11 protein-coding genes and 2 tRNA genes are annotated in these 12,271 nt (G+C 36.1%); 10 read left to right on the top strand and 3 right to left on the bottom strand.

Annotated features, from left to right (window positions below; translation table 11 throughout):
* Nucleotides 1-106 precede the first annotated feature (106 nt).
* The 4 genes from AAGD66_RS06520 (at nt 107) to sucD (ending at nt 2,648) form a co-directional block, all read left to right on the top strand.
* Nucleotides 107-180, top strand: a tRNA-Pro gene (locus AAGD66_RS06520).
* 199 nt (nt 181-379) lie between these two features.
* Nucleotides 380-580 carry a 30S ribosomal protein S21 gene (gene rpsU / locus AAGD66_RS06515; protein ID WP_006279819.1) on the top strand — a complete coding sequence of 67 codons (201 nt, stop codon included), beginning with the start codon at nt 380-382 and terminating at the stop codon, nt 578-580.
* 37 nt (nt 581-617) lie between these two features.
* Nucleotides 618-1,769 (top strand): ADP-forming succinate--CoA ligase subunit beta, encoded by a 1,152-nt coding sequence (sucC, locus tag AAGD66_RS06510; protein ID WP_015589445.1) that lies wholly within the window; start codon nt 618-620, stop codon nt 1,767-1,769.
* Nucleotides 1,770-1,772: 3 nt separating this feature from the next.
* The gene (gene sucD, locus AAGD66_RS06505) at nt 1,773-2,648 is read left to right on the top strand and encodes a succinate--CoA ligase subunit alpha (protein WP_264723818.1); all 876 of its coding nucleotides are present in this window, start codon (nt 1,773-1,775) and stop codon (nt 2,646-2,648) included.
* Between the two features lie 8 nt (nt 2,649-2,656).
* On the opposite strand, the gene dapF is transcribed toward sucD, so the two are convergent.
* Entirely contained in the window at nt 2,657-3,445 is a 789-nt protein-coding gene (gene dapF / locus AAGD66_RS06500) for a diaminopimelate epimerase (protein WP_179951353.1), read from the bottom strand.
* Entirely contained in the window at nt 3,426-4,013 is a 588-nt protein-coding gene (locus tag AAGD66_RS06495) for a nitroreductase family protein (protein ID WP_151807513.1), read from the bottom strand. The genes dapF and AAGD66_RS06495 overlap by 20 nt, the downstream gene beginning before the upstream one ends.
* 85 nt (nt 4,014-4,098) lie before the next feature.
* Here AAGD66_RS06495 and AAGD66_RS06490 point away from each other — a divergent pair, with 85 nt between their 5' ends.
* The 6 genes from AAGD66_RS06490 (at nt 4,099) to petA (ending at nt 9,859) form a co-directional block, all read left to right on the top strand.
* Entirely contained in the window at nt 4,099-4,626 is a 528-nt protein-coding gene (locus AAGD66_RS06490; RefSeq protein WP_264723819.1) for a biotin transporter BioY, read from the top strand.
* Nucleotides 4,623-5,024 (top strand): DUF1284 domain-containing protein, encoded by a 402-nt coding sequence (locus AAGD66_RS06485; RefSeq protein ID WP_174515668.1) that lies wholly within the window; start codon nt 4,623-4,625, stop codon nt 5,022-5,024. The genes AAGD66_RS06490 and AAGD66_RS06485 overlap by 4 nt, the downstream gene beginning before the upstream one ends.
* Before the next feature lie 164 nt (nt 5,025-5,188).
* Nucleotides 5,189-6,064, top strand: a complete 876-nt coding sequence (locus tag AAGD66_RS06480) for a tetratricopeptide repeat protein (protein ID WP_007548480.1) — start codon at nt 5,189-5,191, stop codon at nt 6,062-6,064.
* A gap of 275 nt (nt 6,065-6,339) precedes the next feature.
* Nucleotides 6,340-6,412 (top strand) — tRNA-Val (locus AAGD66_RS06475).
* A 52-nt stretch (nt 6,413-6,464) separates the two neighbouring features.
* Entirely contained in the window at nt 6,465-9,173 is a 2,709-nt protein-coding gene (gene gyrA / locus AAGD66_RS06470; protein WP_265024527.1) for a DNA topoisomerase (ATP-hydrolyzing) subunit A, read from the top strand.
* 86 nt (nt 9,174-9,259) lie between these two features.
* Nucleotides 9,260-9,859: a ubiquinol-cytochrome c reductase iron-sulfur subunit gene (gene petA / locus AAGD66_RS06465; protein ID WP_182309809.1), complete on the top strand. Its 600-nt coding sequence runs from the start codon at nt 9,260-9,262 to the stop codon at nt 9,857-9,859.
* A gap of 9 nt (nt 9,860-9,868) precedes the next feature.
* Here petA and priA read toward each other — a convergent pair whose 3' ends face one another.
* A complete protein-coding gene (gene priA / locus AAGD66_RS06460; protein ID WP_341814458.1) occupies nt 9,869-12,211 on the bottom strand; it encodes a primosomal protein N' in 2,343 nt (780 codons plus the stop codon).
* Between the last annotated feature and the right edge of the window lie 60 nt (nt 12,212-12,271).

The following is a 12,271-nucleotide window of genomic DNA, read 5'->3' as shown; positions in this document are numbered from 1 at the left end:
AAAAACATATTCTAAGATAATATTAAATCTCATATTATATTTTTTCTAAAGTAAACAAATGAATCTTGCATTTTGCCTGAGTTATTGATACTCTGAGTAAAGAAGTCGGGGCGTAGCGCAGCCTGGTAGCGCATTTGGTTTGGGACCAAAGGGTCGGGAGTTCAAATCTCTCCGCCCCGATGTTAGTATAATTGTAAGAACGCTGTAACATAAGAGTAATCTCCATCAGTAAGCAAGTAGCTGACACTGGAATGACATTATTCACCATGTAAATTATGGCATATTACATTTTAACGCTCAAGTTTATAAAATAATTGACAATGTTAATTTTCTAATTTATAAATAGATTTTGAAATGATTACCGAAGGAGGTATAGAGTTTGATAGAAGTATCAGTCCATTATGGTGATGTAGACAGAGCTCTTCCAGTATTGAAAAAAACAATTCAAAAGGAAGGAAGAGGGTTGAAAATGAAAAAACAATATCATGAAAAAAAATCAGAAAAAAGAGCTAAAAAGAAAGCTGAAGCTAAAAAAAAGAGGTACCAACAAGAGTGCAGAAGGCAACGTTATGGTTGGTAGTTTGTACTCAAGTTAATAGTTTATCATTGGTTATTTTATGAATATTCACGAATATCAAGCGAAAGAAGTTTTGCATAAATTTAATGTCCCAGTGCCAAAAGGTTTTGTTGCTACATCTGCAGAAGAAGTAAAGACTCAAGTAAGTCAATTAAAATCTGACGTGTTTGTAGTTAAAGCTCAAATTCATGCAGGTGGTAGGGGTAAAGCCGGTGGCGTAAAGCTAGCAAAGTCAGTTGAAGAAGCTCAACAGTTTGTAAAGGACATGATTGGTATGACTTTAGTTACTCATCAAACAGGGCCAAGCGGGCAGCAAGTAAGAAAAGTGTACGTTGAAGAAGGCTCAAGCATTAAGAAAGAGTATTATTTAAGCCTGGTAATCGACCCGAAGCTCAGTAGGCCAATATTCATATTTTCCTCAGAAGGTGGAATGGACATTGAAGAAGTGGCGAAAAATTCTCCTGCAAAAATTGTGAAATTTGATATTGATTCTGCTACAAGTTTTGATAGCAGCAAGTTAAGCAGCAGTTTTGATTTGAGTCCAGAACAAATAGAAAAGATATCGAACATTGCAAAAAAAATATATGATGCGTTTATTGCAACTGACGCGAGCCAAATTGAAATTAATCCACTGGTTGAAACAAATTCTGGAGATTTTATTGCGCTCGATGCGAAAATTAATTTCGATGACAATGCTTTATATCGTCACCCAGAAATTATGGAACTTCGTGATTATGATGAAGAAGTGAAAGAAGAGATAGAGGCTTCAAAATATGGGCTCAGTTACATCAAAATGGATGGCAGTATTGGTTGCATGGTAAACGGTGCAGGTCTTGCTATGGCAACAATGGATATAATAAAATACTACGGAGCAGAGCCTGCTAACTTTTTGGATGTTGGTGGTGGAGCGAGTAAAGAAACTGTAACTGAAGCATTTAAAATTATATTGTCTGATAGCAACGTAAAAGGAATTCTGGTTAACATATTTGGTGGTATAATGCGTTGCGATATTATTGCAAGTGGAATTGTTGCTGCTGCAAAAGAAATGAGCATTAAAGTTCCTCTAGTGGTTAGATTATCAGGTACTAATTTTGAAGAAGGAAAAAAAATTTTAGAAGAGTCGGGATTAAATATTATTGCTGCAGATGAACTGGGTGATGCTGCACAAAAGATAGTAAAAGAGGTAAAATAAAGCATGTCCGTTTTAGTAAACAAAGATACAAGATTAATATGCCAGGGTTTTACTGGTGCACAAGGCACATTTCATTCAGAGCAAGCAATTGATTACGGAACGAAAATGGTTGGCGGTGTAACTCCTGGAAAGGGTGGTAGCACTCACCTTAGTTTACCGGTTTTTAATACTGTAGCAGAAGCCAAAGAAAAAACCGGTGCAAATGCTACAGTTATATATGTACCTGCTAAATTTGCTGCTGCTGCAATACTTGAAGCAATAGATGCAAAAATAGAATTGATAGTTTGTATTACAGAGGGCATTCCTATACTTGATATGGTGAAAGTTAAGCGCGCGCTTGTTGATTCAAAAAGTCGATTGATTGGTCCCAACTGCCCGGGAATTATTACGCCTGAAGAGTGCAAAATAGGAATTATGCCTGGCCATATCCATAAGCGTGGACACATAGGAATTATGTCTCGCTCTGGAACTTTAACTTACGAAGCAGTAGCACAAACAACTGCTGTTGGTCTTGGTCAATCCACATGTATCGGAATTGGGGGGGATCCAGTTCATGGTATGACATTTGTTGACTGTATGGAGCTCTTTTTAAAAGATAACGATACTCATGGTATTGTAGTTATTGGTGAAATAGGTGGAAACGAAGAAGAAGATGTATCACATTTTGTGAAAACAGAAAAAACTAAAAAGCCAATCGTTGGTTTTGTAGCAGGCCAAACGGCACCTCCAGGAAGACGTATGGGACACGCTGGAGCAATCATCTCTTCCAGCGGTGGAAGTGCTGGTGCAAAACTAGAAGTTATGCGGAGTGCCGGGATTGCAATTGCTGAAACCCCTGCAGTAATTGGTAAGAAGGTATTGGAAGTAATGCATCACTAGAATTAGGGTCACAAAAACCCTATATCACCGGTCATGAATACGTTATTTGCCCATTCGATTAATAACTTCCCTCCTGGTAAATTTACTGAAGTCTGTTGGACAGTCAGATATCCACGTAGTGTGGATGTAACAAGTGCTGCACAGGCTGCACTACCGCATGATGCAGTAATGCCTGTACCTCTTTCCCAAACTCTTAAAGCTATTTCTCCAGACTTTTCAACTTGTGCAATACTAATATTAATTTTCTGAGGAAATAATACGTGACTTTCCAACTTTGATCCTAAACTTTGCAATGGTATTTCATTTACGTTATCAACAAAAAAAACTATGTGAGGATTACCAATATTTACTGCAACAGGATCTTTTAGCATTTCAAGCTCTATAGGTAAGTGAAGAGTGTCACACTCAGTAGACAAGGGAATTTCATGCCATTTTAGCAAAGGTTTGCCCATGTTAACCTTTATGGATTTATCACCCACTTTAAAACACTCTAAAATGCGTTTGTTTACCAGCTCAATAGTGATATACTCAGTACCTTTTTCTGACATTATCAAATATCCAACACAGCGTGCTGCGTTTCCGCACATTTCAGCTCGACTGCCATCAGCATTATAGATATGCATAAAACAGTCTGCAGCATTAGACATTGTTATAATTATCACTTGATCACAACTGCTTTGATCAGCAATTTGTCTATGGTTCCAGTCTAAATTGTTTGTTGAACGTGAGTCTATGATAACGAAGTTGTTACCAGTGCCGTGCATTTTGATAAAATTTTCAGGACCTTGGCCACTCATCATAAAAAAACATTTCTTCTATTGGTCTCCTTTTTTTCTTACTTGTTTCAGCGCCCTCTTCTTCGTAACCAACCGCTATCACTGACATTACGTTAAAGTCATTGGGTATATTGAACTCTTTCACTATTTTATCTCTATCAAATCCACCCATTTGATGGGCCATTAAGTTCATAACTGCAGCTTGTAACATAAGTCCATAATTTGCTGCACCAGTATCATGATTAGCCCAAAGATTTTCTCCTTTACCTTGTTTACGGAAGTTTTTAGCACTTAAAGATATGATTAACACTTGTGCATCTTTTGCCCATTTTTGATTAGATTCATCAAGGCAATTTAGCAGCTTTTCCCATGCGCTTTGATTGTTCTGTTTGTTGCATATTACGTATCTCCAGGGTTCATCACCAAAACATGAGGGAGTCAGCCTTACAGCTTCCATTAAAATATCCATGTCTTCCTGAGATATTGCTCTTGTAGGATCGTATGAACGTCCGCTGTGTCTTGCTTTCATCAACGATAATAGATCTTGTTTACTCATCATTTTTAATTTAATAGTGCATAAATAATTCATTGTAGCACAATATAAGCAAAATTTAAATTGCAAAACCTCTCATACACATATATTACATTTAATAAGTTATTTTTATTGGGAAGGTATGTTTATAACACAATCTAGCAGCAGATCAACACTGGCTGAAATATTGTCTTGCATTTTACTTTTATTCTTGATGGCTCAAATAAGCATACCATTGCAGCCTGTGCCTATCACATTGCAAACTTTAGGAGTAATGCTTATTGGGCTTAAATTTAACCGCAGAACAGCATTTTATTCTGTGCTTACATATCTATCACTTGGTGCAGCAGGATTGCCTGTTCTTGCGAATTTTTCTGGTGGTTATCACATTTTTCTCGGACCAACAGGTGGATATTTAATTGGCTGTTTAGCTGCCGTTATGGTAATGAGCAAAGTAAATGAATTACTGAACTCTAAGTATAAATCATTTGTGTGTAATTCTTTAAGTTGTCTGGCTGGTACAGTTATAATCTTTATTTGTGGTGTTAGTTGGCTTGCTGTTTACTTGGGTCTGAGACAAGCAATAATGGTGGGTGTTTTGCCATTTATCCTTCCTGGTTTGGTAAAAATTTTTCTACTTGTAGCAGCTTTGCAATATTTGAAAAAATGATAAAATTCCGCCCTCATCATTTCATGTGCACCCTCGCGTTTCGGGGATATGGGTATTCTCAGGGTTTTGTAGAAAATTATAAAAGGATAGCAAGCAAAGTAATTAGTACTCAAATCGAAGTAGTTGGTAACCTTGATAATATCTGTAGTGCTTGTCCAAATCAGACTAAACAAGGTAAATGCACCACACAAGCTAAAGTTTTAGAGCTAGATAGAAGGCATATGGAAATTTTAGGAATTAAAATTGGCGAGACTTTGACCTGGAGTGAAGCGGTAGAAAAGATTAGGGAGAAAATGTCTTTAGAGAAATTCGAGTACGCATGTGAGGGGTGCAACTGGCAGCCATATGGAATATGTAAAAATGCCCTTTTAAATTGTCATTCCTATAAAGGTAGTTGACAAAATGTTAAGATAAATCGAAGCATTTTTGTGGAAATAAAGCGAAATATGGAAGACAAAAGATAAATGCATTCTGAAAGGCTACACAGCATGTTCGTCCCGCTAATTAATAATATCTTTATTATTGTATGAGATAGGTAATTTAGCATTTATGAATTTGTAATGTGTTGCATATAGCTCAAAGAAATAAGGTTTACTGGTTACACGCTGCAGCCAATGCCACAACACTAGGACCTATGTTTATCTGCATGTTAATTTGCGTTGTGATTTTATGGAGGTCTTCTGTTACCTATGCTAGTGAAAATTTGGAGATACAGAAGGCCTTTGATAGTGTTGTCAAGCATATAAAAGCTGATAAAAAATATAAAGATCTTGATGTTATTGAGAGAAAAAGTGATAAATTTAACATCAAAATTGCGCAGAATTCTGGCAAGAGTTTTGACATATACTCTACTTTAAAAAAAGCAAAAGATTCCTTTGAATCAGGAGATAATGAAACAGCTATTTCTCTCCTTAATCAGATCATTGCAAAGTTTCCTTATCATAAAAATGCTTTAATTGGATTGGGAAATATTTATTACGCTAATAAAGAATACAAAAAAGCTGTAGAGATTTACACAAGACTGTTAAAAGAACACCCTAGTAACCCTTACATATTAAAAAATTTTCTGACGATAATCTCACAATATGATCCTGATCTGGCGTTGAGTGAAATGTTAAAATTGTATGATATACATAAAAATTATGCTCCTTTATTAGCAAATTTAGGTCTGATCTATATGAAAAAGGAGGATTATGTAAAAGGTAAAGAGTATATGATAACTGCTATTTCCCTCGATGAAAACAATATTTTTTATACTTATAATTTAGCTGTTATTCTAGATAAACTTTCAGATTTTCAAAATGCTACAATATTCTACTTAAAGTTGTTAAACATGGCTACAACTTCGAAAGATGTGAGTGAAAAAATACCTTTATACAAAGTGACAGCAAGACTAAAATTTATAAAACTTCACAGCACGCACCCAAAGATTTCATAAAAGCTTATAGCTTACCTAAAGCTAATTTATCGTATCTGTTCAGGCAATGGCGTCAACTTAAGGACACATTTTAGACTTCTGTGTTGAAATAAAACAGAAACAAAAGTGCTGTCCCTTGCACTCTTTGGATAATTTAATGGTAAAAGTTTTAGAGAGAAATTTTATACACTATCGCTGATATTTTTCCTTAAGTTGACGCCATTGGCTGAACGGATACAATTTATCGCTATTTTTGTTTACAATAATAATATTGAGCTATAGAATTAGATCTAAAGGGGCAATTAGCTCAGCTGGTAGAGCATCTCGTTTACACCGAGGAGGTCGGCAGTTCAAGTCTGTCATTGCCCATTTGCTTAACTGAATGTTAGTATTGTTAATTACTTCAATTAAAGTATAGAAAATGCAGGATAATATAGTACCAATCTCAATAGTAAAAGAGCTGGAAGATTCTTATCTTTCCTACGCAATGAGCGTTATCATAAGCCGGGCTATACCTGACGTGCGAGATGGATTTAAACCTGTTCATAGGCGCATATTATATGCAATGTCGAGAGCTGGATTCGATGCTGGTAAGCCATATAAAAAGGCAGCTCGTATAGTAGGGGATGTAATGGGGAAATATCACCCACATGGTGATGCAGCTATTTACGATTCCTTGGTTAGAATGGCCCAAGATTTCTCTCTTCTTTTACCACTTGTTGATGGGCAAGGTAACTTTGGTTCGATAGACGGAGATCCACCAGCTTCAATGCGATACACAGAAGCAAGACTTCAAAAAGTGTCGCACTTTTTACTGAATGATATTGATGAAGATACAGTTAATTTTAGGCCAAACTACGATGGAAATGAAACAGAACCAGTTGTGCTGCCTGCAGAGTTTCCGAATCTATTGGTAAACGGTGCAAGTGGTGTTGCAGTTGGTATGGCAACCAATATTCCTTCTCATAATCTTGGAGAAATAATAGATGCTTGTATATTATATGTAGATAATCCTGAAGTTACTTTGGATGAGTTACTTGAAGTGATGCCAGGGCCGGATTTCCCAACTGGGGGAACGATTCTTGGAAGGTCTGGAATAAGATCAGCATTTGCAACGGGTCGTGGATCAATTGTTGTGCAAGGCAAGACTCACATAGAAGACCTGCCACAAGATAGGCAAGCAATAGTGATTGATGAAATACCTTACCAGGTAAATAAAGTAAAATTAATTGAGAAGATAGGTGAGCTTGTAAAAGAAAAAAGAATTGATGGCATAACAGAAATTAGGGATGAGTCCGATAAGTCTGGTATTAGAGTAGTAATTGACCTCAGAAGAAATGCTGAAGCAAGTTTTATACTTAATCAAATATTGGGACTAACTCCACTAAGAAGTAGTTTTAGTGTTAACACTTTAGTACTCAATAACAACAGACCTGCTTTGATGTCGTTAAAAGAAATCATAGCTGCTTTTGTTGACTTTAGAAAAGAAGTGTTAATCAGGAGAACAGAATTTCATCTAAGAAAAACGAGAGAAAAAGCTCATATATATATAGGGCTCTACATTGCGGTCCTCAGCATAGATGAAGTGATAAAAATCATCCGCGGTGCAAAAGATCCTGCGGAAGCAAGTAGAGAACTTTTAAATAAAGAATGGAAAACTTCGAATGAAATCAACACTATCATCGAGTTGATTTCAGATAGCGCAAGCTTTTTGAAAGATGGAGTGTATAGATTAACTGAGCTACAAATTAAAGCTATCCTTGATATGAAACTGCAGCGTTTAACAGGCCTTGAAAAAGACAAATTAGAAGCTGAGCTAAGTTCAATGATCAACCTGATAAAAGAATATATCGCTTTTCTTGGCTCAGAAGAGAAGTTGATGAAGGAAATAAAAAACAATCTACAAGAAATAAAGAACAGATTTGCTGTGCCGCGAAAAACTTCAATAGAGGAATCAGATACGGACATTGAAGCTGAAGATCTAATTCCACAAGAGGATATGGTGATAACCGTAACTATGAATGGTTATATCAAGCGTGTGAAGCTTTCTCACTACAGAACTCAGCGTCGTGGTGGAAAAGGAAAGCTAGGACAAGGATTAAAAGAAGAGGATGTAATCACAAAATTATTTGTTGGGAATACCCACACTAGCCTCTTATTCTTTTCTAATATTGGTCGAGTTTATAGATTAAAAGTTTATAAGTTGCCTCTTGCAGAACCAACTGCACGTGGAAGAGCACTTGTTAACATATTTCCGCTTAGCGATGGTGAAACTATAACTAATATCATGCCATTGCCAAGTGAAAATGACGAAAATCAAAACATAGTTTTTGCTACTGCTCATGGAAACATAAGGCGTAACTCTTTAGCGGACTTTCACTATATTCCAAGCAATGGAAAAATAGCAATAAAGCTCGATGAAGGAGACAAATTAATATCGGTTAAAGTATGCAATGCAATTGATCATGTTTTTCTTTCAACAAGATTCGGCAAAAGTATCAGATTTGTTGTAAGTGATGTGCGTCAATTTAAAAGTCGCAATTCAGATGGCGTAAGAGGTATCAAACTTGCAAAGAATGACAGCGTGATATCCATGACCATATTAAATGGGATAGGTGTAGCAACAGAAACAAAAGAACTTTACTTAAAAGTTCCACTTGCAAAAAGACTGGGAACTGCAATTAATAACTCCATTGATTCTAAATTGGAAAAGACTTTAAATGATTTAGGAATAGATAACGAATTATTCTTAAAACTTGCAGTGAATGAGGAGTTTATATTAACTATTACTGAAAATGGCTTTGGTAAAAGAACTTCTGCGTATGAGTATAGAATAACTAACAGGGGTGGTGTTGGTATCACCAATATTCTTACTACTAGCAGAAATGGTAATGTTATTGCTAGTTTTCCAGTTGAGCAGGGTGATAATATAATGCTTATTACAGATAAAGGAAAGTTAATTCGTATTTCAGTAAATGATATCAGGATTGCAGGACGTAGCACTCAGGGAGTAACTCTATTTAAAACAGAAAGTAGAGAAAAGGTGGTGTCAGTAGCGAAAATTGAAGATCCTGATTCCACTGAAGATAGTATTTCTGAAGTTGAAAACTCTATCTCTTCTCAACTGTAGTACAGGTTAAACAAAAAGCGCAAGTTTTTGTTGATTAATACGCAGTATTTAAATTAAAATATATACTTATGGCTAAGTAAAGATCAATGGACAAAAATTTAACTAAAAATAAAAAACCACTGGCAGACAAAGAGGATAAAAAAACACCTCCTGTTAAAGATCTTACTAAAAATAAGAGTAGGAGAGATTTTATAACATTAACTACATGCGCTATGGCAGGTATAGGAGCTGCAAGTGGACTTTGGCCACTGGTTAAATCTATGAATCCTTCTGCTGAAGTTCTAGCAACTTCCACAGTGGAAGTGAATTTGTCTGGAATTCAGGAAGGACATGGAGTAAAAGTAAAGTGGCAAGGTAAACCAGTATTCATTCGTAGACGCACAAAGCAAGAAATTGAGGCTGCAAGAGCTGTGAATGTGAAGAGCTTGAGGGATCCTCAATTAGATGAGCAGAGAGTATACGAAGGAAAAGACGAATGGTTAATCATGATCGGAATATGTACACATCTTGGGTGTGTACCGGTTGACCACGCTACAAGAGATGGTAATGGTTGGTTCTGTCCTTGCCACGGTTCATATTATGATACATCAGGCCGAGTGATTGGGGGTCCTGCACCAAAAAATATGGTTGTACCTGATTATTTTTTTCCCAGTGAGAATGTTGTGGTAATTGGCAAGAAGGCTTAACGGAACTCGTTAAAAAAAACTCACAGGATCAACATCTATTATCACTGCAATACTCGAATTCAAGTTACAATTTTTAATCCAATATTTCAGCTTTTTTTGTATAGATAAACTGTGTTTATTGTGTATTTTTAATAATACCCTATACCGATACTTATTATTTAAAAAATTTATCGCTGCTGGTGATGGGCCAAGAATTTCAAATTCCTTTTTGTCTACACCTACATTTTTTTCCTGGATACAAGTAGTTAAGCTACTTGGATGACAAAGAAGAGATTTTACTATTTCATTCGCTGCTTTTTGTGTTGCAATCTGATTCTTACCACAAATGATAAGCGCTATTAATCTGCTAAATGGTGGCATTTTGGCTTCACGTCTTGACTTAAGTTCAATTTCATAAAATGAGTCCCTTTTTTGATGCAGCAATGCTTTTATTATTGAACTTTCAGGGTTATTGGTTTGCACTATTACCATTCCTTTTTCATTAAACCTTCCTGACCTGCCTGCAACTTGGTGCAATAATTGATACGTCTTTTCCGCTGCTCTCAAATCAGAATTTTCGAGGCTCAAATCTGCATTCATTACTCCAACCAAAGTTAATTTGGGAAAATTGTGCCCTTTAGCAATTATTTGTGTGCCGATTATAATGTTCACCTCTTCTTTCAACACTAAGTCAATTACGTTACTAACCGACTTTTGATCGCTGCTTATCATCGCAGTTTTTGCGTTTGGTATTAATTTCACCATTTCTTCAAGTAACTTTTCAATTCCTATGCCGTAGAGGGACAACGGCTGTTCACTTTGGCAATTAGAGCATTTTTCTGGAAGTTTCAATTGATAAGAGCAGTGGTGGCACAAAAGAGCATTTTTTTTCTTGTGATATGTAAGCCAAACAGCACAATTTAAGCAGGAAATTTTATATCCACACTTTTTACAAACTGCCAGTTGTGCATACCCTCTGCGGTTTAGAAAAAGCATAACCTGCTGTTTTTTCTCTATGGTTTGTTTGATGCTTTCAAAAAGCTCAGAGGAGATCCATTGCTTGTTGTTCCTCATATCTACTACTTTAATGAGTGGCAATTCTGCACCACCAAATCGTTTAGTTAGCTTTACATGATTGTAATTCCCGTTTTTAACATGATGAATCGTTTCAAGCAGTGGAGTAGCTGATGATAAAATAATCGGAATATTTTCAAATTTGGCTAAGATTATCGCCATATCTCGAGCATTATATATAATTCCCTGTTCTTGTTTAAAAGATGAGTCGTGCTCTTCATCAACGATAATCAATTTTAGGTTTTTATAAGGCAAAAAAAGCGCTGACCGTGCACCAATAATTATCTGCGCATTTCCATTTGCTATATTGAGCCAATTATTCCGGCGAGTTTTTGGAGTGAGCCCTGAGTGCCATTCAACTAAGTTTTTTGATATCTGACCGCGAACACGATTTACCAATTGTGAAGTTAAAACAATTTCAGGTAGGAGGATTAAAATTTGTGTATTACCTTCTCCTGATGTCATTTCAACATATTCTGGTGTCATACTAGTACCTGGCAAAGACGGTATGCTAAATGTTACAGTGGGTTTTGCCTTGAGTATAAAGGTGTCATTCCAGTGCTTGACACTGGAATCCAGGAATTTTGATTGTAAATTAGGTATTGGTTTTAAGTTAAAATAAACATTTGTAATGAGGTTATATGAAAAACTGGATCCCAGTGTCAGGCTACTCGGATGACACCCTCTTGGTAGACCCAAATCACAATGTTCGTACAGTTGTGTCTCTGGGCACTGGGATGGTAAAGTCTGAGCAGCATTTGGAACGGCAGTGTAATTCTTAATCAATTGTGCAATCACAGAGAGATAAACTTCCGTTTTTCCAGATCCTGTCTCACCGTCAAGCAAAGTCACTGAATACTCGTTCAAATTGCTGATTATTTTATCACTAGCTATCTGCTGTTCAGGGCTTAATTGGCAACTTATTTCACTTGTTTCCTGCTTTTGTTCAACACAAACCAATTTATCTATGTGATTTACTTTTAACACTCCTCCCATTATCACTTTGGCAAGCATACCAATAGGTATTAAATTGTATTGTGCAACCCACTCTGCAAATGCAATCAATTTTGGTCTAATATTTGGTAAATCGATTTTTTGCTCAATAAATTTTAATTCTCGGTTACTTTTATCACTGTATTTCCAAACTATTCCGATTAAGCGTTTTTTGCCAAATGGCACCACTACGTAATCTCCAAGTAAAATCTCAGTATTTTCCTCAATTGCATATGAAAATAACTGATCAATTGGAAGTGGTAGTAATACGTCAACTGTTTTTGCCATAGTGATTGAGTTTAACATTGTTTTAAAGAGCTTGTAACTTTATTAAGCTTGGCAATATAGATGAATCGGTACAGAGAA

Origin of the sequence: Wolbachia endosymbiont (group A) of Dendrolimus pini, from assembly GCF_964026835.1 — a bacterium.
Classification (GTDB): domain Bacteria; phylum Pseudomonadota; class Alphaproteobacteria; order Rickettsiales; family Anaplasmataceae; genus Wolbachia; species Wolbachia pipientis.
This window is presented reverse-complemented; position numbering and strand designations above follow the sequence as displayed.